The sequence below is a fragment of the Pantoea sp. paga genome (assembly GCF_007558755.1).
In the GTDB taxonomy this organism is placed as follows: domain Bacteria; phylum Pseudomonadota; class Gammaproteobacteria; order Enterobacterales; family Enterobacteriaceae; genus Pantoea; species Pantoea agglomerans.
Genome location: NZ_VLTF01000009.1, coordinates 19,698 through 41,968, shown reverse-complemented (window position 1 = coordinate 41,968; position 22,271 = coordinate 19,698). Strand labels below are relative to the sequence as shown.

The 22,271-nt window shown below is 54.6% G+C and carries 19 protein-coding genes and 6 tRNA genes; 10 read left to right on the top strand and 15 right to left on the bottom strand.

Translation table 11 applies throughout. The annotated features are described in order from the left end of the window. Positions 1–85: 85 nt before the first annotated feature. Entirely contained in the window at positions 86–853 is a 768-nt protein-coding gene (cysZ, locus tag FOV68_RS19675) for a sulfate transporter CysZ (RefSeq protein WP_134161051.1), read from the bottom strand. A 218-nt stretch (positions 854–1,071) separates the two neighbouring features. On the opposite strand from cysZ, the gene zipA reads away from it, so the two are divergent. The 3 genes from zipA (at position 1,072) to FOV68_RS19660 (ending at position 4,385) form a co-directional block, all read left to right on the top strand. Beyond that, on the top strand, positions 1,072–2,070 hold the full coding sequence (gene zipA / locus FOV68_RS19670) for a cell division protein ZipA (protein ID WP_109650952.1): 999 nt from the start codon (positions 1,072–1,074) through the stop codon (positions 2,068–2,070). A gap of 76 nt (positions 2,071–2,146) precedes the next feature. Next, the gene (ligA, locus tag FOV68_RS19665; RefSeq protein ID WP_143991388.1) at positions 2,147–4,174 is read left to right on the top strand and encodes an NAD-dependent DNA ligase LigA; all 2,028 of its coding nucleotides are present in this window, start codon (positions 2,147–2,149) and stop codon (positions 4,172–4,174) included. Further along, positions 4,167–4,385, top strand: coding sequence for a DUF3820 family protein (locus FOV68_RS19660; protein ID WP_003848878.1), 219 nt, complete (start codon positions 4,167–4,169; stop codon positions 4,383–4,385). Before ligA ends, FOV68_RS19660 begins: the two co-directional genes overlap by 8 nt. Positions 4,386–4,412: 27 nt before the next feature. Here the strand turns inward: FOV68_RS19660 and FOV68_RS19655 are convergent, their stop codons facing one another. Beyond that, positions 4,413–5,423 (bottom strand): bile acid:sodium symporter family protein, encoded by a 1,011-nt coding sequence (locus FOV68_RS19655; protein WP_031590532.1) that lies wholly within the window; start codon positions 5,421–5,423, stop codon positions 4,413–4,415. A 95-nt stretch (positions 5,424–5,518) separates the two neighbouring features. Here FOV68_RS19655 and FOV68_RS19650 point away from each other — a divergent pair, with 95 nt between their 5' ends. Beyond that, the gene (locus tag FOV68_RS19650; RefSeq protein WP_010259882.1) at positions 5,519–6,439 is read left to right on the top strand and encodes a LysR family transcriptional regulator; all 921 of its coding nucleotides are present in this window, start codon (positions 5,519–5,521) and stop codon (positions 6,437–6,439) included. Here the strand turns inward: FOV68_RS19650 and FOV68_RS19645 are convergent. From FOV68_RS19645 to FOV68_RS19625, 5 genes are all read right to left on the bottom strand, one after another. Then, entirely contained in the window at positions 6,436–6,777 is a 342-nt protein-coding gene (locus tag FOV68_RS19645) for a FlxA-like family protein (protein ID WP_069026538.1), read from the bottom strand. The genes FOV68_RS19650 and FOV68_RS19645 overlap by 4 nt on opposite strands. A gap of 450 nt (positions 6,778–7,227) precedes the next feature. Continuing rightward, positions 7,228–7,303, bottom strand: a tRNA-Lys gene (locus tag FOV68_RS19640). A gap of 4 nt (positions 7,304–7,307) precedes the next feature. Further along, positions 7,308–7,383 (bottom strand) — tRNA-Val (locus FOV68_RS19635). 34 nt (positions 7,384–7,417) lie between these two features. Then, positions 7,418–7,493: transfer RNA gene (locus tag FOV68_RS19630), tRNA-Val, on the bottom strand. Positions 7,494–7,534: 41 nt separating this feature from the next. After that, positions 7,535–7,610 (bottom strand) — tRNA-Val (locus tag FOV68_RS19625). 272 nt (positions 7,611–7,882) lie between these two features. On the opposite strand from FOV68_RS19625, the gene gltX reads away from it, so the two are divergent. After that, complete coding sequence (gltX, locus tag FOV68_RS19620) at positions 7,883–9,298, top strand: glutamate--tRNA ligase (protein WP_143991387.1); 1,416 nt, start codon at positions 7,883–7,885, stop codon at positions 9,296–9,298. 33 nt (positions 9,299–9,331) lie between these two features. On the opposite strand, the gene FOV68_RS19615 is transcribed toward gltX, so the two are convergent. The 3 genes from FOV68_RS19615 to FOV68_RS19605 all read right to left on the bottom strand — a co-directional run bounded on the left by FOV68_RS19615 (position 9,332) and on the right by FOV68_RS19605 (position 10,963). Further along, positions 9,332–9,685, bottom strand: a complete 354-nt coding sequence (locus FOV68_RS19615; protein ID WP_010257835.1) for a YfeC-like transcriptional regulator — start codon at positions 9,683–9,685, stop codon at positions 9,332–9,334. Between the two features lie 24 nt (positions 9,686–9,709). After that, positions 9,710–10,063, bottom strand: a complete 354-nt coding sequence (locus FOV68_RS19610; protein WP_010257838.1) for a YfeC-like transcriptional regulator — start codon at positions 10,061–10,063, stop codon at positions 9,710–9,712. A gap of 111 nt (positions 10,064–10,174) precedes the next feature. Then, entirely contained in the window at positions 10,175–10,963 is a 789-nt protein-coding gene (locus FOV68_RS19605) for a formate/nitrite transporter family protein (protein WP_010257841.1), read from the bottom strand. Positions 10,964–11,322: 359 nt separating this feature from the next. On the opposite strand from FOV68_RS19605, the gene FOV68_RS19600 reads away from it, so the two are divergent. Together FOV68_RS19600 and FOV68_RS19595 are read left to right on the top strand one after the other, a co-directional pair. Next, positions 11,323–11,398 (top strand) — tRNA-Ala (locus FOV68_RS19600). Positions 11,399–11,442: 44 nt separating this feature from the next. Continuing rightward, positions 11,443–11,518 (top strand) — tRNA-Ala (locus FOV68_RS19595). Between the two features lie 325 nt (positions 11,519–11,843). Here the strand turns inward: FOV68_RS19595 and FOV68_RS19590 are convergent. Next, positions 11,844–13,034 (bottom strand): NupC/NupG family nucleoside CNT transporter, encoded by a 1,191-nt coding sequence (locus tag FOV68_RS19590; RefSeq protein ID WP_010671371.1) that lies wholly within the window; start codon positions 13,032–13,034, stop codon positions 11,844–11,846. 369 nt (positions 13,035–13,403) lie between these two features. Between FOV68_RS19590 and FOV68_RS19585 the strand changes: the two genes are divergently transcribed. After that, positions 13,404–14,645 carry an Nramp family divalent metal transporter gene (locus FOV68_RS19585; protein WP_031590537.1) on the top strand — a complete coding sequence of 414 codons (1,242 nt, stop codon included), beginning with the start codon at positions 13,404–13,406 and terminating at the stop codon, positions 14,643–14,645. A gap of 357 nt (positions 14,646–15,002) precedes the next feature. On the opposite strand, the gene FOV68_RS19575 is transcribed toward FOV68_RS19585, so the two are convergent. Then, positions 15,003–15,398 (bottom strand): DUF2502 domain-containing protein, encoded by a 396-nt coding sequence (locus FOV68_RS19575; RefSeq protein ID WP_010257849.1) that lies wholly within the window; start codon positions 15,396–15,398, stop codon positions 15,003–15,005. Between the two features lie 171 nt (positions 15,399–15,569). Next, a complete protein-coding gene (gene mgrA, locus FOV68_RS19570) occupies positions 15,570–16,559 on the bottom strand; it encodes an L-glyceraldehyde 3-phosphate reductase (RefSeq protein WP_010257851.1) in 990 nt (329 codons plus the stop codon). Between the two features lie 219 nt (positions 16,560–16,778). Here mgrA and ipdC point away from each other — a divergent pair, with 219 nt between their 5' ends. Together ipdC and glk are read left to right on the top strand one after the other, a co-directional pair. Beyond that, positions 16,779–18,431, top strand: coding sequence for an indolepyruvate decarboxylase (ipdC, locus tag FOV68_RS19565; RefSeq protein WP_143991385.1), 1,653 nt, complete (start codon positions 16,779–16,781; stop codon positions 18,429–18,431). Between the two features lie 160 nt (positions 18,432–18,591). Next, positions 18,592–19,557: a glucokinase gene (gene glk, locus FOV68_RS19560; RefSeq protein WP_010257856.1), complete on the top strand. Its 966-nt coding sequence runs from the start codon at positions 18,592–18,594 to the stop codon at positions 19,555–19,557. 156 nt (positions 19,558–19,713) lie between these two features. Here the strand turns inward: glk and FOV68_RS19555 are convergent, their stop codons facing one another. Both FOV68_RS19555 and FOV68_RS19550 read right to left on the bottom strand, forming a co-directional pair. Further along, positions 19,714–20,442, bottom strand: a complete 729-nt coding sequence (locus tag FOV68_RS19555; protein WP_031590540.1) for a LytTR family DNA-binding domain-containing protein — start codon at positions 20,440–20,442, stop codon at positions 19,714–19,716. Next, the gene (locus FOV68_RS19550) at positions 20,439–22,109 is read right to left on the bottom strand and encodes a sensor histidine kinase (RefSeq protein ID WP_031590542.1); all 1,671 of its coding nucleotides are present in this window, start codon (positions 22,107–22,109) and stop codon (positions 20,439–20,441) included. The genes FOV68_RS19555 and FOV68_RS19550 overlap by 4 nt, the downstream gene beginning before the upstream one ends. Between the last annotated feature and the right edge of the window lie 162 nt (positions 22,110–22,271).

The following is a 22,271-nucleotide window of genomic DNA, read 5'->3' as shown; positions in this document are numbered from 1 at the left end:
TGGGGGCGGAAGGAAAGAAATCGCATATCTATATGTCACCCGGCAATAAGCCCTGCTGAAAAGAGCATAAGGCGCGCTGATAATTTTAGCGCACTTCACTGCGTGCCAGCTGTGGCCGGTAGCGATCGACCCACATGGCGGTGGCACCGCAGACGGCAACCGGCATGATCACGAGGTTCAGAACCGGAATCATGGTGAACAGACTGATTAGCGCGCCAAACTGCATATTGGCCGTTTTGTGCTGACGCAGGGCGTTGCGCATCTGCTGAAAAGGCACTTTATGGTTATCGAACGGGTAGTCGCAATACTGGATGGACAACATCCAGGCGCTGAACAGGAACCACAGCACCGGCGCAACGGTCTGACCAAAACCAGGAATAAAATAGAGCAGCAGTAGACCCAGCGCGCGGGGCAGGTAATAACCCAGTTTTTGCAACTCGCGCTTCATGATGCGCGGCACATCTTTAATCAACCCAGCCCAGCCGCTGTCCGGCAGGGGCTTGCCTGTCAGACGCCCTTCGAGCTGTTCTGCCAGCAGACCGCAAAAGGGTGCGGCAATTAAGTTTGCCACGGTCGAAAAGAAGTAGCTAAACACCAGCACAATCGCAATCACCGACAGCGGCCATAACAGATAGCTCAGCCACTGCAGCCAGTCCGGAATATGAGCCATCAGACGCGGGATCCAGTCACCGAGACGATAGAAAAGCCAGATGAAAGCGCCACCCAGCATCACAATATTGATCAGCAACGGCATCACCACAAAGCGGCGAATACCAGGCAGACGTACCAGTTTCCAGCCCTGGCTAAAGTAGTGCATGCCGTTAAAATTTGAGACGGAATTCTCAAGGGCCATAAAGCCAGTTCTCCTGAAGATGTTAAGGCGTGCCCACTATAACCTGGCTTTTTCTCCAGGCCAGGTGCCGTTTGGGTAAAAAAACAGCGAAAAAGCGTGGGTTGCCTATCTTATTTGTCAGAAAATAGTGCACAGACTTGCACTTGTGTAGCAGGGCAAATACAGTTAGAGGATAAAGTTTGCCGCGGTGGCAAGGTATTGGAACAACAGAGAATACAATGATGCAGGATTTGCGTCTGATATTAATCGTTGTTGGCGCGATCGCCATTATAGCGCTCCTTCTTCACGGGCTGTGGACCAGCCGTAAAGAGCGTTCGTCAGTGTTCCGCGATCGCCCGCACAAACGTCTAAAACAACGTGATGAAAATGATGAGCAGGACCTGATTGACGACGAGGATGATGGCGTCGGCGAGGTTCGCGTTCGTTCTGATCGCAACGTACATCAGGAACCGCGTTTCGATGAGATTCGCGAGCCACAGCCAGAAGCGCCGCGTAAGCCTGCGCCCGCTGAGCCTGTGCGTCAGCCTGCGCCACGACCCGCACCGCAACCCGAATCTGAAAGCGACCCGCTTTTTAACACGGCACCGCAGCCTGCTCCGCAGTCGCGCCCTGAACCGGTTCGTCAGCAGCCCGCACCCACTTTTGTCGCGCCGCCGGTTCAGGCCGACCCGCTGCTGGATCTCGACCCGCTGGAATCTGTACAGCCAGCACCGCAGTACCAGGCAGAACCTGAGCCGCAGCCTGAAGTGACACCGGCGCCCGCGCCGGCACAGCCTGCTGCTAAAGCGCCAGCGGAAAAACCGAAAGAAGCGGTACTGGTGCTGCATGTTGCCGCACACTCGGGCGGTGAACTGAACGGTGAGGCACTACTGCAGGGTATTCTCCAGGCGGGCTTCCAGTTTGGTGAAATGAACATTTTCCATCGTCATCTCAGTCCGGCTGGCAGCGGCCCGGTATTGTTCAGTCTGGCCAATATGGTTAAGCCGGGTTCGTTCAATCCTGATCTGATGACCGATTTCAGCACGCCTGGCATCTCTATCTTTATGATGGTGCCTTCTTATGGCGATGCGAATCAGAACTTCAAGCTGATGCTGCAGTCGGCTCAGCGTATCGCTGATGATGTGGGTGGCGTGGTGCTGGATGATGAGCGTCGCATGATGACGCCACAGAAGCTGGAAACTTACAAAGCGCGTATCCGCGATGTGGTTGGCGTCTGAGACCTGCGCTAAACGCTATCTGAATTGTTAAAAACAAACCCCCGCCTGTCGGGGGTTTTTTATCTGATGGGGCTTTATGAAATCCGTCCAGGATCACATCACCGAACTGCGCACCACGTTGCGACATCATGAATATCTCTATCACGTTATGGATGCGCCGGAAGTGCCGGATGCTGAATACGATCGTCTGATGCGTGAACTGCGTCAGATGGAAGAGGAGCACCCGGATCTCATTACGCCGGACTCGCCGACACAACGCGTGGGTGCCGCGCCGCTGACGGTCTTCGAGCAGGTGCGCCATGAAGTTCCGATGCTGTCGCTGGATAACGCCTTTGATGAAGCCACGTTTATGGCCTTCAACAAGCGGGTGCAGGATCGGCTGAAAAGCAGTGACGACATTACCTACTGCTGTGAACTCAAGCTTGATGGCGCTGCGGTCAGCCTGATGTATGAAAATGGTCTGCTGGTCCGGGCCGCAACGCGCGGTGACGGCACAACCGGCGAGAACATTACCGCCAATGTCCGCACCATTCGCGCTATCCCGCTGCGGCTTAAAGGCGACAACATTCCGGCACGGCTGGAAGTGCGTGGCGAAATATTTATGACGCAGCGCGGCTTTGAAAAGCTGAATGAGGAAGCACGCCGGACTGATGGCAAAGTCTTTGCTAATCCGCGCAATGCAGCAGCCGGTTCTCTGCGTCAGCTGGATCCGCGCATTACCGCCAAACGTCCGCTGACCTTCTTCTGCTACGGTTTTGGCCTGCTGGAAGGCGGTGAGATGCCGCACAGTCACATGGGGCGTCTGCAACAGTTTAAAGCCTGGGGCCTGCCTGTCAGCGACCGCATTAAGCTGGTGCACAACGCAGAAGAAGCCCTGGCTTTCTATCGTGATATTGAACAACAGCGTCCGAATCTGGGTTTTGATATTGATGGCGTGGTGATCAAAGTCGATTCACAGGAACTGCAGGAAAAGCTGGGCTTTGTGGCGCGTGCGCCGCGCTGGGCGATTGCCTTTAAATTCCCGGCACAGGAACAACTGACCTGGGTGCGGGACGTCGAATTTCAGGTTGGCCGCACCGGGGCTATCACACCGGTGGCTCGCCTGGAGCCGGTGCAGGTCGCGGGCGTGATCGTCAGCAATGCCACGCTGCATAATGCGGATGAAATTGAGCGGCTGGGATTACGCATCGGGGATCGGGTCGTCATTCGCCGCGCCGGTGATGTGATCCCGCAGGTGGTCAACGTGGTGATGGCCGAGCGCCCTGAACAGACGCGTGAAGTCCTGTTCCCGGCACACTGTCCGGTCTGTGGTTCCGAAGTAGAACGGGTCGAAGGGGAATCGGTTACGCGCTGCACGGGTGGTTTAATCTGCGGTGCTCAGCGCAAAGAGGCGCTGAAGCATTTTGTCTCGCGCCGGGCGCTGGATGTTGATGGCATGGGCGATAAGATTATCGACCAGCTGGTGGAGAAAGAGTACGTCAACACACCTGCGGATCTGTTCCGTCTCACGGCGGGCAAACTGACCGGACTGGATCGCATGGGGCCGAAATCGGCACAAAACGTTGTCGACGCGCTGGAGAAAGCGAAATCGACTACGCTGGCGCGATTCCTCTATGCACTGGGCATTCGTGAAGTGGGTGAAGCCACCGCTGCCAATCTGGCTAACCATTTTGGTGAATTGCAGAAGGTTATGGATGCCGATCTTGAGGCGCTGATTGCGGTGCCGGATGTCGGCAAAGTCGTTGCGGCACACGTGCGCAACTTCATGGAAGAGGAGAGCAACCGTGAGGTTATCCGCCAGCTGGTCGAAGATATCGGCATTCACTGGCCGCAGGTGGTGGTGGTGAGAGCCGAAGAGATCGACAGTCCGTTCGCCGGTAAAACGGTGGTGCTGACCGGCTCACTGTCGCAGATGAACCGCGATGATGCCAAAGCGCAGCTGATCGCACTGGGCGCAAAAGTCAGCGGCAGTGTCTCGAAGAAAACCGATTTGCTGATTGCCGGTGAAGCGGCCGGTTCAAAGCTGGCGAAAGCAGCGGAGCTTGGCATCGAAGTGATTGATGAAGCGGAAATGATCCGCCTGCTGGGAGCCTCAGATGGATGAACATCAGCTGGTGGCGATAGCTAATACGCCTATGCCGTTTGGCAAATATAAGGGGCGGATGCTGATCGATCTGCCTGAGCCTTATCTGCTGTGGTTTGCCCGCAGTGGGGACTTTCCGTCTGGTCTGCTGGGCGATCTCATGCAACTCACCCTGACAATAAAAATTGAGGGTCTGGAAGGGTTAGTTAAACCGCTTCAGACCCGTAAGTAACGCTGCCCGCACAGGCGGGCAGCCGATCTATTTCTGAGACTCCATCACCGAATCTTTGACCTGCACAGCCTGCTGCTTCTCATTGGTCTTCTTATAACGTCCGGCAATAAATGAGCAGACCATCAGCTGTACCTGATGGAAAATCATCAGCGGCAGCACAATAATCCCCACGGTACTGGCCGGGAACAGGATATTCGCCATCGGCACGCCATTCGCCAGACTCTTCTTCGAACCACAAAACAGCACCACAATCTCATCGGCGCGTTTAAAGCGGAACAGACGCGAGGCCAGCAGGTTGATAATCAGCACAGCGGTCAGCAGGATGATTGAGCCTGCCACAATCCACAGCAGCGTAATCAACCCAACGCGATGCCAGATGCCGTTAACCACCGCTTCACTGAAGGCGGAGTAGACCACCAGCAGAATGGAGGTCTGGTCGGTTTTGCCAATCAGGCTGCGGTGCTTCTCAACCCAGCCACCGATCCAGCGCCGTGAGAGGTGTCCCAGCACGAAAGGCACCATCAGTTGCAGCATAATCTTCCCGATCTGCTCCAGTCCATCGCTGGGCGCGCTGCTGTGAATATCCATCACCAGGTTCACCAGCAATGGCGAAATAAACACACCCAGCAGGCTTGATGCAGAGGCGCTGCATACCGCTGCCGCGACGTTACCGCCCGCCATGGAGGTAAACGCGATAGCGGACTGCACGGTCGCAGGCAGGATACAGAGGTAGATAAAGCCGGTATAAATTTCCGGGCCGACATTAACCGGATGCCACCAGACCAGCAACAGACCCAGCACCGGAAACAGCACAAAGGTGCTGAACATAATCCACAGATGCAACCGCCAGTGACTGCTGCCTGAGATGATCTTTTCACGCGACAGCTTGGCACCATGCATAAAGAACAGCAGTGCTATCGCTGCCGTCGCGAGATAGCTGAATATATCAACGTAGATCCCTCTGGCTGGCAGGAAAGAGGCCAGCAGCACGGTGATGATGAGTTTAATCATCATCGGATCGAGTTTTAAAAATCCCATTGTTAAATTCCGGTAAATTTTTCAATAGCGCGATTGTGCGTGAAACCTGTTTAGAAATAAAATTGATTTATTGAATTAATCTATGAGCAGAATCGATGAATTATACCCTGCGTCAGCTACGAACCTTTATTGCGGTGGCACACTATGGCGGATTCAGCCAGGCGGGGCAGGCGATAGGTCTGAGTCAGTCGGCGGTCAGCCACAGTATTAAAGAGCTGGAAGCGGAAACCGGCGTGCGATTGCTGGATCGAACCACCCGGGAGGTGATGCTTACTGAAGCGGGAAAACAGCTGGCGTCACGCATGGAGCGCCTGCTGGAGGAGATTCATACCACGCTGCTGGATATCCGCAGTTTTGGCGAACAGCGCAGTGGTACCGTCAGGGTGGCAGCCAGCCAGACCATTTCCGCTCATCTGATGCCGCAATGTCTGGCCGCCAGCCAGCAACACTTTCCTGATATCAAAGTGATACTGCACGATCGCGCCCAGCAGTGGGTGCTGCAAAGTGTGCGTAACGCCGAAGTCGATTTCGGGATTGTGATTGGGCCACTCAGCGACAGCGATTTTGACAGCATCGCGATTCTGGATGAGCCTTTCCTGCTGCTATGCCGTGATGATGATCCGCTGGCGCAGGTGGAAAGGGCAGAATGGTCAATGCTGGATGGCCGCACCATGGTGCTTCAGGACTACGCTTCGGGCAGTCGGGTCCTCATTGATGCGGCGATGCAGCAGCAGAATATCAGGGCTGAAGTCGTTCAGGAGATTGGTCATCCTGCTACGCTGTTCCCGATGGTACAGGTGGGGATCGGCATCAGTATTCTGCCCGCGCTGGCGTTACCGTTACCGGCGGATCGCGCATTAACGGTGCGGCGTCTATATCCTGAAATCAATCGCAGCCTCACGCTGATCAAGCGTAAAAACCGCTCGCTGACGCCTGCTGCCGAAGCGATCTGGCAGGAGGTGCGCCAGCAGGCGACGCTGCTGGCGCAACAACGCGAGGCCAGGCCCGCATTTTAGATGTAGACGTCAATTTTGTTGGTGTCGGTAGGGCGGTTAATCCCGTCTGCTTTGCTCTCACTGACAGGCGAGCTGTCACTCTTTGGCTGATCCTGCTCGGCCTGCTTCTGTTCCAGCTGAGCAATCTGTGCCTGCAGCATGGTGATTTGTGACTGATACATCTGCTGCATTTCAGACTTCTGTTCGTCAGTCAGTTCTTTGTTGTCGGCCAGCTCTTTGACTTGCGTTAAGACGTTCTGAATCTGTTTATTCAGCGCCGCGACCTGCGAGGCAACACTGCCGCCACCGCTGTCACCGCCACTGACCGCACTGCTTAGAATTCCGGAAATTGAAGACATCATTTTTCTCCCTGTAAGTTGTCAGATACGTTATCGGCACGCTGTGAAACGACTTGAGAGCTGAAATTGTTAAGGTTGCGAAAAGGCGAGAGCTTATCTGTTAAGCCAATGTCAGTGCAGCAGAAAAAAACAGGCACCAAAAAGAGCTAACAGACAGCAGATAAGCTTAAAGCGAGGGGAGCACAGGCCTGTAGCAAAGCATCGCGGGACAGGGACAAAAACGCAAAGCGTTGGCCCGTCTGCGGGCGCACCTCAGGGATGAGGTGCGTAATCGCCCGCGCTGTGCCTGCCATGGAAGGCGGTTTTGCGTCTTTGCGAAAGGCCTGTGCACCCTGAGCCAGCACACTGTTTAAAGCCTGAAGTCGCAGAAAAGGTCAGTTCAGCTTTAAGGATGGTTTAGTCAGTGCAGCAGAAACGAAAAAAGCGCCTTAAAGGCGCTTTTTTCTGAATTGGTGGGTCGTGCAGGATTCGAACCTGCGACCAATTGATTAAAAGTCAACTGCTCTACCAACTGAGCTAACGACCCGAAGTGGTGGGTGATGACGGGTTCGAACCGCCGACCCCCTCCTTGTAAGGGAGATGCTCTACCAACTGAGCTAATCACCCACTTCGTACTTCAGTACTACTAACAGGCAAGATATGGTGGGTGATGACGGGTTCGAACCGCCGACCCCCTCCTTGTAAGGGAGATGCTCTACCAACTGAGCTAATCACCCATATCTTCATACCTGTTCACTGCGGGCCACGCTGTTAAGAGTGGTGGGTGATGACGGGTTCGAACCGCCGACCCCCTCCTTGTAAGGGAGATGCTCTACCAACTGAGCTAATCACCCCCGCTGTGTGGAGTCGCATTATAGGGATAGTTGATTTTGAGTCAACGCTTTTTAAAACATAAATGTGCGTTCGGTTTATTTTTAAACACCCTGTCGCGCTTTTAGCCAATGTGCTGGTTTTACTGGCAGAAAAGCCCCTTTTCCCGGGTGGCAACCGGCGGGCATGCATTGAGGATTCACCGTCAGATGCTAGAATGTGCCCACTGTTTTTTCGCGTCTAACCTGTTTTTTGTCATCCAGACAGAGAACCCGCGCATCTAAGGCAATACTCAATGAAAATCAAAACACGCTTCGCGCCCAGCCCGACTGGCTATCTGCATGTAGGTGGCGCTCGTACCGCACTTTACTCCTGGCTCTTTGCCCGTCACAACCAGGGCGAGTTCGTGCTGCGCATTGAAGATACCGATCTGGAGCGCTCCACGCCGGAAGCTATCGAAGCCATCATGGATGGCATGAACTGGCTGAGCCTCGACTGGAATGAAGGCCCTTACTACCAGACAAAACGTTTTGATCGTTACAACGCGGTCATTGATGAAATGCTGGAAGCGGGCACAGCCTATAAATGCTACTGCTCGAAAGAGCGTCTGGAAGCCCTGCGTGAAGAGCAGATGGCCAACAACGAAAAGCCGCGTTATGACGGCCGCTGCCGTGACAGCCATGAACATCATGCAGACGATGAGCCGTGCGTTGTGCGTTTCCGCAATCCGCAGGAAGGTTCGGTCATCTTTGACGACCAGATCCGTGGCCCGATTGAGTTCAGCAACCAGGAGCTGGATGACCTCATCATCCGCCGCACCGATGGTTCGCCAACCTACAACTTCTGCGTCGTAGTGGATGACTGGGATATGGGCATCACCCATGTGATTCGCGGTGAAGACCACATTAACAACACGCCACGTCAGATCAACATCCTCAAAGCGATTGGCGCGCAGGTTCCGGTCTATGCCCACGTCTCAATGATCCTGGGTGATGATGGCAAAAAGCTCTCCAAGCGTCATGGCGCGGTAGGGGTGATGCAGTATCGTGATGATGGCTACCTGCCAGAAGCGCTGCTCAACTACCTGGTGCGTCTGGGCTGGTCACATGGCGATCAGGAAATCTTCAGCGTGGCCGAAATGGTTGAGCTCTTTACCCTGGATGCGGTCAGTAAGTCTGCCAGTGCGTTCAACACTGAGAAACTGCAGTGGCTGAACCACCACTACATCAATACGCTGCCGCCAGAATATGTGGCGACACATCTGCAGTGGCATATTGAAGAGCAGAAAATCAATACCCGCACGGGTCCGGAACTGGCGAAGCTGGTTGGTCTGTTAGGCGAGCGCTGCAAAACGTTAAAAGAGATGGCTGCATCCTGCCGCTACTTCTATGAAGACTTTGCAGAATTTGATGCCGATGCCGCGAAGAAACATCTTCGCCCGGTAGCACGTCAGCCGCTGGAAGTAGTACGCGATAAGCTGGCCGCGATCGAAGAGTGGACGGCTGAAAACGTACATCAGGCTATTCAGAGCACCGCAGATGAGCTGGAAGTCGGGATGGGGAAAGTGGGCATGCCGCTGCGCGTGGCCGTAACCGGTGCCGGTCAGTCACCCGGACTGGATGTCACCGTGGAAGCGATAGGCCGCAGCCGCAGCGTTGCACGTATTGAGCAGGCGCTGGCCTTTATCAGCGAGCGTGAAGCGCAGGCTTAATCAACAGAGCCGGAAGCTACGCGCTTCCGGTTTTTACTCTTCAGTGATATCCAGACGCTGCAACATGCCTTTAATACCTATCCGTAATATCAGCGCTGATAGCTGCTCCTGTTCAGCCTGACTCATTTGCGGAACCGCATTCACCAATAGTGCCGTCAGTGAATCTGCCGGAACCCTATACATTGCAGCGGGTTCGTGCAGGCTACGCGTCGAATGGATAAATTTTTCTACGCGATCATCGACATGAATCAATCGCGCCTTGCCGCCCTGAATGCCGGGTCTGGGCAGGGTGGTCCAGTTTTCGCGCTTAATCCATTTGTTCACTGTCTGTCGGCTCAGGCCCGTCTCTGAGGCGAGTTCTTCGGGTGTTAACCATTCCTTTTTCATCATACCTTCCCTGATAAATACACCTTACTCTTCGCTGATTCCCAGTCGCTGCAAAACGCCCTTGATACCTTCGCGTAAGATTAGTGCAGTGAATTGATCCTGCTCGTCCTGAGTCATTTGCTGGACGGAACTTATTAATAACGCAGGCAATGAATTGGACGGAGTGCCATAAGTTGCCGTCGGCTCGTTAAGGTTACGGGTCGACTGAATAAAACTTTTTACGCGCTCATCAATGTGAATCAATCGGGCTTTACCGCCTTGCACACCGGGCTTCGGCGTGGTCGTCCAGTTTTCCCGCTTGATCCATTTATTCACCGTTTGCCGACTGTAACCCGTCTCTGCAGCCAGCTCTTCGGGGGTAAGCCATTCCTTTTTCACGATGCAGTCCCTGATTAATACATTAGCAGGACATATTACAGCAAAACGTAACGGGTGAAAGTAACTGAAGCTGAAATTGCCTTTTGTCTCTCGACAAAAGGCAAAACATCATTACTGAGGATTACTGGCGGGTTCAGCGGCAGGGCGGAATGCAAGGAAATAGGCCAGACCAACGAACACGGCACCACCCACGGCATTGCCTGAGAAGACGGCAATAAAATTAGGGAAATACTCTGCCCAGCTCATCTGACCGGCAAAAATGGCGGCCGGAATAATAAACATGTTGGCGACAACGTGCTGGAAGCCAATGGCCACAAACGCCATCACCGGGAACCACATGCCGAAGATCTTGCCGACCACATCTTTACTGGCAAAGGCCAGCCATACCGCCAGGCAAACCAGCCAGTTACAGCCGATGCCGGAAATAAAGGCGTGCAGGAAATCAGCGTGGACTTTTGCAGAGGCGATAGCAACGGTCTTCTTCAGGTAATCGCCCTCGGTCATACCCAGCATGTGACCAAAGAACCAGGCGACAGCCACGCTGCCGAGAAAGTTAGCCAGGGTAACCCAGAACCAGTTGCGCGCCACGCTCATAAAGCTGATGCGACGGGCGAACCAGGCCACCGGTAAGGTCATCATATTACCGGTCAGCAGTTCACCACCCGCCAGTACGGTCATGATGATCCCCACCGGGAAGACCGCGGCGCCTAACAGGCCGCCAAAAGAGCCCCATTCAGCGGGCAGGGTGTTGATCACGTGAAGATCCAGCAGGAAGCCGGTCGCAATAAATGCGCCCGCCATAAAGCCGAGAATCAGAAGGATGCTGACAGGTGCACGGCTTTTAGCCACGCCTGACTGGATCGCCAGTTGTGCGATTTCTTTAGGTGTATGCAGCGACATAGTATCTCAGTAGTTTTTTTATGATTAATGGGACGATAACGCCTGGTGGACGCGTGGTACGCGGGAGAGGGTCCCGGCGACCACTTAATTAGCGGGCTAAGTTTTGCATGCGAAAAAGCCGAAGACAAGAAAATTCCTATAACATATTTAACCGTGAATTAACCTGACGGCAGACTGAATAACAGTTAAAAAACGGTCCTGTGTGAACAGACACGATTTTCCCCTGCAGCATGCTGCTGAAACTTCGCAGGTTGCCGCCTTTTTCAGCGATCAAACAGAGAATGTCATTTTGCCGTTGACACCCCGGAGGGGGTTTCATATTATGCCGTCCGTCGCTTAACGCGACAGTTTTTCGGTTCGGGGCTATAGCTCAGCTGGGAGAGCGCCTGCATGGCATGCAGGAGGTCAGCGGTTCGATCCCGCTTAGCTCCACCAAACTTCTTCCCAAAAGTTTGGCACTGAAAAACGATTCCAGATGTGGGGGTATAGCTCAGCTGGGAGAGCGCTTGCATGGCATGCAAGAGGTCAGCGGTTCGATCCCGCTTATCTCCACCATTTTCTGACACGCCGTTGTCAAAATCCTTTCTGATTAATCTCTTATTCGCCAGTTGCTGCGGATCCCAACGCTATTGCTTTGCCATTCACGCTGCTGCGCACGCTTAAATACGTTATTACCGGCATGATCCGCCATAACATCCGATGCTGTTTGCAGGACGCTGTGCCGCCTGTTGTGCACGATCTGAATGCAGATGTGACATGTGCAATGGAAGAGTTAACGCGGGAAAGGGAAATCAGCGGGAAGCAGAGCAGGAACAGAGCAGAAAGAGAAGGGCGAGACCTGCTCGCCCTTTGATGCTAAGAGTAGTGCGCAGAACCGTGCTTAGAACGCCAGAACCAGACCGGCGATAGCGGCGGAAAGCACGCTGACCAGCGTAGAGCCGTACAGCAGCTTCAGACCAAAGCGGGAAACCACGTTGCCCTGTTCTTCATTCAGACCTTTAATCGCACCGGCCACGATGCCGATAGAAGAGAAGTTGGCGAACGAGACCAGGAACACAGAAAGAATACCTTCTGAATGTGGCGACAACTGACCCGCGATTTTCTGCAGATCCATCATGGCAACAAACTCATTCGATACCAGCTTGGTTGCCATAATACTGCCGACCTGCAATGCTTCACCAGCAGGCACGCCCATCACCCAGGCAAACGGATAGAAGACAAAGCCGAGAACGCCCTGGAAGGAGATGCCGAAGATCAAATCAAACAGCGCATTCAGACCTGAAATCAGCGCGATAAAACCAATCAGCATGGCGGCAACGATAATCGCGACACGGAAACCAGCCAGGATATATTCGCCCAGCATCTCAAAGAAGCTCTGGCCTTTGTGCAGATCCTGCAACTGCAGATCTTCTTCGTTCTCTACGCGATAAGGGTTGATCAGCGACAGCACGATAAAGGTGCTGAACATGTTGAGCACCAGCGCGGCGACCACATACTTCGGCTGCAGCATGGTCATGTAAGCACCGACGATCGACATCGATACGGTCGACATCGCGGTCGCGGCCATGGTGTACATGCGGCGCTGTGACATTTGGCCCAGGATATCTTTATAAGCGATGAAGTTTTCTGATTGTCCCAGTATCAGAGAACTCACGGCGTTGAAAGATTCCAGTTTTCCCATGCCATTCACTTTCGACAGTACGGTACCGATACCGCGAATCACCCATGGCAGGATACGGAAATGCTGCAGAATACCGATCAGCGCAGAGATAAAGACGATAGGGCACAATACGTTAAGGAAGAAGAAGGCCAGGCCTTTATCGCTCATGTTGCCGAAGACGAAGTTGGTACCCTCAGCGGCATACTTCAGCAGATGGTCAAAGAAGCCCGCGAATCCTTTGACGAAACCGAGTCCCGCTTCTGAGTTCAGGAAGAACCAGGCGAGCACAATTTCAATCACCAGTAGCTGTATAATGTAGCGAATGCGAATGCTTTTACGATCGTGACTGACCAGCAAGGCGAGTATCCCGACCACCACCAGTGCTAAAAGAAATTGCAAAATATGGGACATGGTTGCTCCAAATTTGAGGAGGGTTGTATTTTGTTGCGTATTCTATGTAACGCGTTACTTAAAAACGAGATCTGAACCACAATATAAGTATTCGCTATCGCTATATTTTCCAGAAAAGTTCTAGAGATCACGTCCTGTTTACAAATACTTCACTTCAGATAACCACATAATTATTGTCTGAATTTTACACCGGGCGTAAAGTGACACTATTGCTCACATTTTTAGCAATCACATCCTTTACTGTAATGTATAGCAATGGCTATACTTTATAGCAGCATCTATTACACCGATAACAATAAACGAATTTCACTTGCACCTGCTAACCCCTAAGCTGCCGGGGCAGGCAAATGTTCAGACAGGGTACCGGATATGTTTGAAAGTCGTACCGCCGAGCGCGCCGCTCGCGGAGTCAGAAAAGTCAAACTCGCACTGCTGGGGCCCGCTTTTATCGCCGCTATCGGCTATATCGATCCGGGCAACTTTGCGACCAACATTCAGGCGGGCGCTGCTTACGGCTACAAATTGCTGTGGGTGGTGGTATGGGCCAACATCATGGCCATGCTGATTCAGCTGATGTCAGCCAAGCTGGGTATCGCTACCGGCAAAAACCTCGCTGAACACATTCGCGATCGTTTTCCCCGGCCCGCCGTCTGGTTTTACTGGGTGCAGGCGGAAATTATCGCGATGGCCACTGACCTGGCGGAATTTATCGGAGCCGCGCTGGGGTTCAAACTGCTGCTCGGTATTTCATTGATGCAGGGCGCGGTGCTGACCGGCATCGCCACGTTCCTGATATTGATGTTACAGAGCCGTGGGCAAAAGCCGCTGGAGCTGGTGATTGGCGGACTGCTGCTGTTTGTGGCGGCGGCCTATATCGTCGAACTCTTCTTCTCCCAGCCCAATGTCAAAGAGCTGGTAATCGGCATGGCGCTGCCCGCGTTACCGACGTCGGATGCTGTATTCCTGGCTGCGGGTGTGCTGGGTGCGACCATTATGCCGCACGTGATTTATCTGCACTCCGCGCTGACGCAGGGTAAAAGTGAGGACAGCAAAGGCCAGCGTTACTCCTCAACCAAACTGGATGTGGCGATTGCCATGACCATTGCCGGATTTGTTAACCTGGCGATGATGGCGACCGCCGCAGCGGCATTTCACTTCAGCGGCCACAGTAAAATCGCTGAACTCGATCAGGCCTATCTGACGCTGCAACCGCTGTTAGGCCAGGCGGCGGCGATAGTGTTTGGTCTGAGCCTGGTAGCGGCCGGATTATCTTCAACGGTGGTCGGTACGCTGGCGGGGCAGGTGGTGATGCAGGGCTTTATCCACTTCCATATTCCCCTGTGGGTGCGCCGAACCGTCACCATGCTGCCCTCCTTTATTGTCATCTGGGCAGGCTGGGACCCGACAAGGGTTCTGGTAATGAGTCAGGTGCTGCTGAGTTTTGGTATTGCGCTGGCGTTGATTCCGCTGCTCTCCTTTACCGGCAATCGCGAGCTGATGGGCGATGATATGGTTAACTCGCGCCTGATGCAGAACACCGGGCGACTGATCGTGCTGCTGGTGATTACGCTGAATCTTTACCTGCTGGTGGGTGAAGCGCTGGGGCTGTAGCGACTGTGAAACCTGAAACGCCCGGTTCTGCCGGGCATTGCAGACAACTGACAAACTCAAGCCAGATATCTTTCAGCCGCGAATTAGCTTAAAGCACAGGGAATCCGGTCAGAAGAGGAAAGCGTCCCGCGCCAGGGACAAAAACGCCGGGAGCGTTTTTGAACAACGCAAAGCGTTGGCCCGGCTACGGGCGCACCTCAGGGATGAGGTGCGTAATCGCGCGGGCCGAGCATGTCAGGGATGACATCTTTTGCGTCTTTCCGATCTGACCGGGTTTCCTGTGCTGGCTCCGTCTGGCAGCAATCAGGCCTGACCTAATCAATTAATAAAAACGCCCGGTTCTGCCGGGCGTTTTTATTAATGGCGATCGTGTCCGTGATGGTCTGGACCGCGATGGTCAGGACCACGACGGTCATGATGATCCCAGCCACGATCACGATCGCGGCGATACTGATGTTCCCAGCGACGCTCGCGGTCGCGCTCATGCCAGCGGCGTTCGCGCTCCCACTGCTGCTGACGACGCCACTCTTCGTGTCGCCACCAGCGGCGTTCGTTGTAAGAATAGCGGTCGTTCCACCAGCGCGGTTCACGCCAGCGGCCACCATCCCAGTAATAGCCACGGCGATCGCGATCGCCAAGATTCAGGGTGACGCCGGGGGCCAGAGTAATAGAGGCACTGGAGGCCTGGGCTGTGTGGTGTGCCAGCGGCGACAACAGGGCCAGCAGGGCAGCAAAAATAAGGGCTCTTTTCATTTTCTTCTCCTCATCAACAGTCTGATGCTGTTGCGGCGCAGCGAGTATGCCTGCGTATTGCTGTTGTTACCGCATCATTGTGTCGGAAGATTGTGAGGAAATTGGGGAGAGAAAGGGGTTTGAGACTATTCTGGCGCAGAAACGCCCGGCGTCAGCCGGGCGCTAAAACCGTTACAGTAGCGCCGCGTCAATCGCAGCTAACTCGCTGTCGCTGAACTGACGGCGAGCGAGCATCGCCACCGCGTCATCGATCTGGGCCGTTTTGCTGGCTCCGATCAGTACTGAAGTCACACGCTCATCGCGCAGCACCCACGCCAGCGCCATCTGCGCCAGCTTCTGTTCGCGCTGCTGCGCAATAGCATTAAGCTTGCGGACTTTCTCCATCTTCTCATCCGTCAGCTGGTTCTCATTCAGGAACTTGCTGCCGCTGGCCGCGCGCGAATCTTCCGGAATGCCCTGCAGATAGCGATCGGTGAGCACGCCGCCTGCCAGCGGAGAGAAGGCGATACAGCCGACGCCCGCATCGCCCAGCGTCTGAATCAATCCCTGCTCAGGTGTGCGTTCAAACATCGAATAGCGCGGCTGGTGAATCAGACAAGGGGTGCCGAGATCGCGCAGGATAGCTATCGCTTCGGCGGCAAGGTCGGCCGGATAGTTTGAAAGGGCAGCGTAAAGCGCTTTGCCCTGGCGCACCACATGATCCAGCGCGCGCATCGTCTCTTCCAGCGGGGTTTCCGGATCGGGACGGTGATGATAGAAAATATCCACATACTCCAGCCCCATTCGCTTCAGGCTCTGATCCAGACTGGCGACCAGATATTTACGCGAACCCCAATCCCCATAAGGCCCCTGCCACATGGTATAGCCCGCTTTAGTGGAGATGATCAGCTCATCACGATGGGCACGAAAATCTTCCCGCAGAATACGTCCGAAGTTCTCTTCGGCTGAGCCAGGGGGGGGACCGTAATTGTTGGCTAAGTCGAAGTGCGTGATGCCAAGGTCAAACGCATGACGCAGCAGCTCACGGCTGTTATCGACCCGGGTACTGTCACCAAAGTTATGCCACAGTCCCAGCGAAATGGCGGGCAGTTTGATGCCGCTGCGGCCGCTGCGGCGATATTCCATCTGTTGATAGCGATCGGGATGAGGGAAAAGGGACATTCAGCGCTCCTGGATAAAAACGGGGATATGTGCCAAAAGTGTATCAGTGTATACGGTTACACTTAGTGACAGCGCGCTGCAATTCGCATTTTTACAGAATATTCCGCCAGCGTAACGTCGCCTTTCCAGCCATTGCGGCTGGCTAAAATAGCGGCACGCCTCGCTAATTTCATCCTCTGTCAGATACTTAACCCGACTCTTCCCTGAAAGGAATGCGCAATGTCCATATTCACTGTTGGAGATTACCTGCTGACCCGTCTGCAGGAGATTGGTGTAAAGCATCTGTTTGGCGTGCCGGGCGACTATAACCTGCAATTTCTTGACCACGTCATCGCCCATCCGGCCATCAGTTGGGTAGGCTGCGCTAATGAGCTTAACGCAGCCTATGCGGCAGACGGTTATGCACGCTGCAACGGCGCGGGAGCGCTATTGACCACGTTTGGTGTGGGCGAGCTCAGCGCGATTAATGGCATTGCGGGCAGTTATGCCGAGTATCTGCCGGTGATCCATATCGTTGGCGCGCCTGCGACGCAGGCCCAGTTGCAGGGGGATTGTGTTCATCATTCGCTGGGCGATGGCGATTTCCAGCATTTTATCCGCATGGCCGCAGAAGTCAGTGCGGCAACGGCACAGCTTACCGCTGACAACGCCACGGCTGAGATCGATCGGGTGATCGTCAGTGCGCTGCAGGCTCGTCGTCCCGGCTATTTGTCACTGGCCGTCGACGTGGCGGCCATGGAGGTGCAGCCACCCACGCAGCCCCTGAACAGTCATCAATCCTCTTCGCCCGCTGCGCGTCGCGCTTTCAGCGATGCGGCGGAACGGTTACTGGCACCGGCAGAGCGGGTTTCACTGCTGGCCGATTTTCTTGCGCTGCGCTGGCAGCAGCAGTCCGCCCTGGCCGCGCTGCGTGAACAGCGTGCGATTCCCTGTGCCAGCCTGCTGATGGGCAAGGGGGTTCTGGATGAACAGCAGCCGGGTTACGTCGGTACCTATGCCGGTGAGGCCAGCGCAGGTCAGGTGTGCGAACAGATTGAGCAGGTGGATGTGGCGATCTGCGTCGGGGTGCAATTTACCGACACCATTACTGCAGGCTTCACGCAGCAGTTTAACCCTGAGCGACTGATTGATCTGCAGCCCTTCAGCGCCAGCGTGGGCGGTGAAAATTTTGCGCCGCTGTCGATGGCGGAGGCGCTGAGCGAACTGCTGCCGCTATTTGAACGCTATGGCCGGCAGTGGCAACCCGCCGCCACACCGCCCGCTGCGCAGCCTGCAGAACCGGCGGCAGTGATCAGCCAGCAGGCGTTCTGGCAGGCGATGCAGGCATTCCTGCAACCCGGTGACCTTATTCTGGCCGAGCAGGGGACTGCCGCCTTTGGCGCCGCCGCGTTAAGATTGCCCTCGCAAGCGCAACTGGTGGTTCAGCCATTATGGGGATCAATCGGCTATACTCTTCCGGCAGCGTTTGGCGCGCAGACTGCCGATCCTGATCGCCGGGTTATCCTGATCATCGGAGACGGTTCGGCGCAGCTGACAATTCAGGAACTGGGTTCGATGCTGCGTGACCAGCAGCGACTGATACTCTTTTTGCTGAATAATGAAGGCTATACCGTCGAACGGGCGATTCATGGCGCAACACAACGTTACAATGATATTGCCCAGTGGAACTGGACGGCCTTACCGCACGCCCTTAGCCTGCAGGGCCAGGCGCAGAGCTGGCGTATCAGCGAAACGGTGCAGTTAGAGGAAGTGATGGCGCGACTCTCAGAGCCGCAATGGCTCTCTCTGGTTGAAGTCGTCATGCAGAAAGAAGATTTGCCGCCACTGCTACGAAAAGTCACCGCCTGCCTGAATCAACGCAACGGCGGCTAAGATTCAGATAGTTGCCGCTGTGCAGGGTGGACTATCGCGGTTAGGCTGTAGCACACCTGAGTAAGACGCTCACCAATCGCACCGGTGAGCGTTGTTGTTTTATGGGCAGAATTTTATAGTGTCCTCCAACTCTTAAGACCCCAAGCGGAGCAACAGAAGAATGACAACCTATGCCTTGGTCGGCGATGTCGGCGGTACTAACGCACGCCTCGCCCTGTGTGAGGTGGAAAGCGGCAGCATCACCCAGGCCAAAACATTCTCAACATCAGAATACGACAGCCTCGAAGCCGTCATCCGCCACTATCTTGATGAACAACAGCAGGACGTTAAAGATGGCTGTATTGCCATTGCCTGCCCGATTACCGATGACTGGGTTGAAATGACCAACCATGACTGGGCGTTTTCCACGCGCAAGCTCAAAGAGAACATCGGTTTTGAACACCTGGAAATCATTAACGACTTCACTGCGGTATCCATGGCGATCCCGATGCTGACCGCCGAAAACGTGATTCAGTTTGGCGGTACAGAGCCAGTCAAAGATAAACCTATTGCGATTTATGGTGCCGGCACCGGATTAGGCGTCAGCCATCTGGTGCATGTGGACAAGCGCTGGGTCAGCCTGCCAGGTGAGGGCGGTCATGTCGACTTCGCTGCCAACAGCGAAGAAGAAGATCAGATCCTGGAAGTGCTGCGCGAAGAACTGGGCCATGTTTCAGCGGAACGTGTGCTGTCAGGTGCCGGTCTGGTTAACCTCTATCGTGCGATTGTTAAAGTGGATAATCGCGTGCCGGAAAATCTGAAGCCGAAAGATGTCAGCCAGCGTGCGCTGGATGACAGCTGCACCGACTGCCGTCGCGCGCTGTCAATGTTCTGCGTCATCATGGGCCGTTTCGGCGGCAACCTGGCGCTGAATCTCGGCACCTTTGGTGGCGTCTATATTGCCGGCGGCATCGTGCCACGCTTCCTGGAGTTCTTTAAGTCGTCGGGTTTCCGTGCGGCGTTTGAAGATAAAGGCCGCTTCCGCGACTATGTTGCCAGCATCCCGGTTTATATGATTACGCATGACCAGCCTGGCCTGCTGGGCGCGGGCGCGCATCTGCGCCAGACGCTGGGTCGCGAAATCTGATTCTGCTTTACCTCGCGCGCATTGCCATTCTGCGCGCGAGCGATTTTCCCGGTCTGCCTGCTTCAGCGGGGCAGGATCGGGGAATTCCCTCCCGACTTTTTGCTGCTCTCCTGCTTCGCCATCCCCCTTTCTGAACAGGTCTTTAACCGTACTGCGCTACAGGCGCATCAGCTGTCGAAACTGCTTCACCTTACTGCGGCTGACCGGCACCTGAAACTCCAGATCGCGCAGCTTCAGCAGATAGGTGTTGTTAAACCACGGCTCGATTTCACGAATCTTGCTGAGGCTGACACAGAAAGAGCGGTGGCAGCGGAAAAATTGCTGTTCCGGCAGGCGTGAACAGAACTCGGTAATATTCATCGACATCACATAGGATTCGCGCCGGGTATAAACAAACGTCAGCTTCTCATGCGCCTCAACGTAGTAAATATCATTCACGTCAGTGACGATAATACGCTCATCTTTGATCAGGTTAACTGTCTGCGGCGCGGGCGTGGCAGTGAGATGGCTGACCGCCTGCTGCGCCTGCGCTGTGGCTTCAAGCTTGTTCAGCATGGTGACAATTCGCGACTCCTGATAGGGCTTGAGAATGTAGTCAAACGCCTCCAGCTCAAACGCTTCCACCGCATGCTCTTTCCACGCGGTAATAAAGACAATCAGTGGCTTGTGGGCAAACTGATGGATATTCTGTGCCAGCAGCATGCCATCCAGTGAGGGGATGTTGATGTCGAGGAAAATCACATCAACCCGATGCTGTTGCAGGTACTTCAGCACGTCCAGACCATCGTCAAAACAGGCTTCAATCTCGATTTTGCTGTGATGCTGAATCATCCAGCTCAGCTCCTGCTGCGCCAGGAATTCATCTTCCACAATAATGGCTTTCATAACAGATTCTCCGCCAGGCGCTGGCCATTCTTACTCAGCGTAAAGGAAATCTCGGTGCCCGGCTGATGCCGCACGATATTCAATCCCTGACCCGACAAAAGTTTTACCCGATGATGCACATTGAGCAGGCCGATTTTATTACCGGGCATCTCGTTGCGTGCCACCCGTGCTATCACTTCGTCACTGATGCCCTGGCCGGTATCCCGCACCGAGATCCGCACCTGATCGCCCAGATCACGGACGCTCAGCGTCACCACGCCTTTGCCTTTACAGGGCTGGATGCCATGGACAATGGCATTCTCCACCAGAGGCTGGATCAGCAGACTCGGCAGCAGAAAATGGAGATCCTCATCGACGTCATAGATCATCGTCAGCTTATCGCCAAACCGGGCCTGCTCGATGGCGATGTAATCTTTCACCTGCCACAGCTCTTTACGGATGTCGATTAGCTCATCGTCGTTCAGTTCCAGGTTATAGCGCAGATAGCGTGACAGGTTGATCACCAGCTGGCGGGCGGTATCGGGATTGAGCCGGATAGAAGAGGAGATAGCATTCAGGGCGTTGAACAGGAAATGAGGATTTATTTTACTTTGCAGCGCGCGCAGTTCCGCTTTATTCGCCATCTCGCGCAGCTGCTCGGCACGCGACACTTCAAGCTGGGTTGAGATGATTTGTGACAGGCCGATCGCCATCTCCTTCAGCGAGCCGGTAATACGGTGTGCGCGGCGATAGTAGATTTTCAGCGTGCCGGTGACTTTGCCTTTCTCCCACAGCGGGATCACGATCATGGAGTGAATATCTTTGGTGCGATGCGCTTCATCGTTGTTCTTAATGATAATTTTACCGCTGGCGATCGACTGCGCCGTGGTGGGGCTGATGCCATCATCCCCATGTTTATAATTGTGTTCGCCATAGCCGACGTAGGCCAGAATCTGTTTTTTATCGGTCATCGCCACTGCATCGGCTTTGATCTCCCGTCGGATAATGTCACAGATGTTGCGCAGCGAGTCGCTGTTCACCTGACGAAACAGCGGCAGAGTTTTATTGGCGATCTCCAGCGCCAGCTTGGCCTGGCGGGCGGCAATCGCCTCTTTTTCCCCCTCGACGCTCTGCACCAGCAGCACAATGATGCCGATACTGGAGGCACCGAGGATCATCGGCAGAGCAATTTCTGACACAATCGCCAGCCCGAGTGAGGTGGGGCGCGCCCACACAACGATGAGCAACATCGTCAGGGCTTCACAGAGCATGCCGCCGACGATACCGGCACGCCAGCGGTGTTCTTTCAGTACCCGGCGATTAATACCGCCCGCGACGACACCCGCAATGATGCTGGTAATCAGGCAGGGCACGGAGGTCACGCCGTGAATATCGATCAGAAAACGGTGCAGACCGGCGATAACCCCGGTGGCGATCCCGACCCAGGGACCAAACAGAATGCCACCCGCCATCACGGCGATGACCCGCACATTCAGCAGTGAACCATCGACATCGACACCCGACCAGGTACTGAACAGCGCAAACAGGGAAAAGATGGCAGTAACCGCCACTTTCTCCGCACGGGTGTGTTCATCTTTTTGCAGCAGCTGACGAAACGGGCGGGTGCGTGTCAGGAAGAACAGGCAGATCAGCATCAGGGCGGCGCGGTCAAACACTGCCAGTAACATCGTGAAGTGGGAGGACACAGGCGACTCGTCGGCAATGGAAAGTGCCTCTATGATAAAAAATGTGATCGCGAACCGCTAGCGTCCCGATCAATCACGGTGGGAGTTAGTGCTTCAGATCAATTTTTACGACATATCTGCAAAAAGAGGAAAGGTTGAGTGCAT

What these genes read in the sequence shown, in the direction of transcription:
- cysZ (WP_134161051.1), bottom strand. Translation starts at nt 853, where the DNA reads ATGGCCCTTGAGAATTCCGTCTCAAATTTTAACGGCATGCACTACTTT.
- zipA (WP_109650952.1), top strand. Translation starts at nt 1,072, where the DNA reads ATGATGCAGGATTTGCGTCTGATATTAATCGTTGTTGGCGCGATCGCC.
- ligA (WP_143991388.1), top strand. Translation starts at nt 2,147, where the DNA reads ATGAAATCCGTCCAGGATCACATCACCGAACTGCGCACCACGTTGCGA.
- FOV68_RS19660 (WP_003848878.1), top strand. Translation starts at nt 4,167, where the DNA reads ATGGATGAACATCAGCTGGTGGCGATAGCTAATACGCCTATGCCGTTT.
- FOV68_RS19655 (WP_031590532.1), bottom strand. Translation starts at nt 5,423, where the DNA reads ATGGGATTTTTAAAACTCGATCCGATGATGATTAAACTCATCATCACC.
- FOV68_RS19650 (WP_010259882.1), top strand. Translation starts at nt 5,519, where the DNA reads ATGAATTATACCCTGCGTCAGCTACGAACCTTTATTGCGGTGGCACAC.
- FOV68_RS19645 (WP_069026538.1), bottom strand. Translation starts at nt 6,777, where the DNA reads ATGTCTTCAATTTCCGGAATTCTAAGCAGTGCGGTCAGTGGCGGTGAC.
- gltX (WP_143991387.1), top strand. Translation starts at nt 7,883, where the DNA reads ATGAAAATCAAAACACGCTTCGCGCCCAGCCCGACTGGCTATCTGCAT.
- FOV68_RS19615 (WP_010257835.1), bottom strand. Translation starts at nt 9,685, where the DNA reads ATGAAAAAGGAATGGTTAACACCCGAAGAACTCGCCTCAGAGACGGGC.
- FOV68_RS19605 (WP_010257841.1), bottom strand. Translation starts at nt 10,963, where the DNA reads ATGTCGCTGCATACACCTAAAGAAATCGCACAACTGGCGATCCAGTCA.
- FOV68_RS19590 (WP_010671371.1), bottom strand. Translation starts at nt 13,034, where the DNA reads ATGTCCCATATTTTGCAATTTCTTTTAGCACTGGTGGTGGTCGGGATA.
- FOV68_RS19585 (WP_031590537.1), top strand. Translation starts at nt 13,404, where the DNA reads ATGTTTGAAAGTCGTACCGCCGAGCGCGCCGCTCGCGGAGTCAGAAAA.
- FOV68_RS19575 (WP_010257849.1), bottom strand. Translation starts at nt 15,398, where the DNA reads ATGAAAAGAGCCCTTATTTTTGCTGCCCTGCTGGCCCTGTTGTCGCCG.
- mgrA (WP_010257851.1), bottom strand. Translation starts at nt 16,559, where the DNA reads ATGTCCCTTTTCCCTCATCCCGATCGCTATCAACAGATGGAATATCGC.
- ipdC (WP_143991385.1), top strand. Translation starts at nt 16,779, where the DNA reads ATGTCCATATTCACTGTTGGAGATTACCTGCTGACCCGTCTGCAGGAG.
- glk (WP_010257856.1), top strand. Translation starts at nt 18,592, where the DNA reads ATGACAACCTATGCCTTGGTCGGCGATGTCGGCGGTACTAACGCACGC.
- FOV68_RS19555 (WP_031590540.1), bottom strand. Translation starts at nt 20,442, where the DNA reads ATGAAAGCCATTATTGTGGAAGATGAATTCCTGGCGCAGCAGGAGCTG.
- FOV68_RS19550 (WP_031590542.1), bottom strand. Translation starts at nt 22,109, where the DNA reads ATGTTACTGGCAGTGTTTGACCGCGCCGCCCTGATGCTGATCTGCCTG.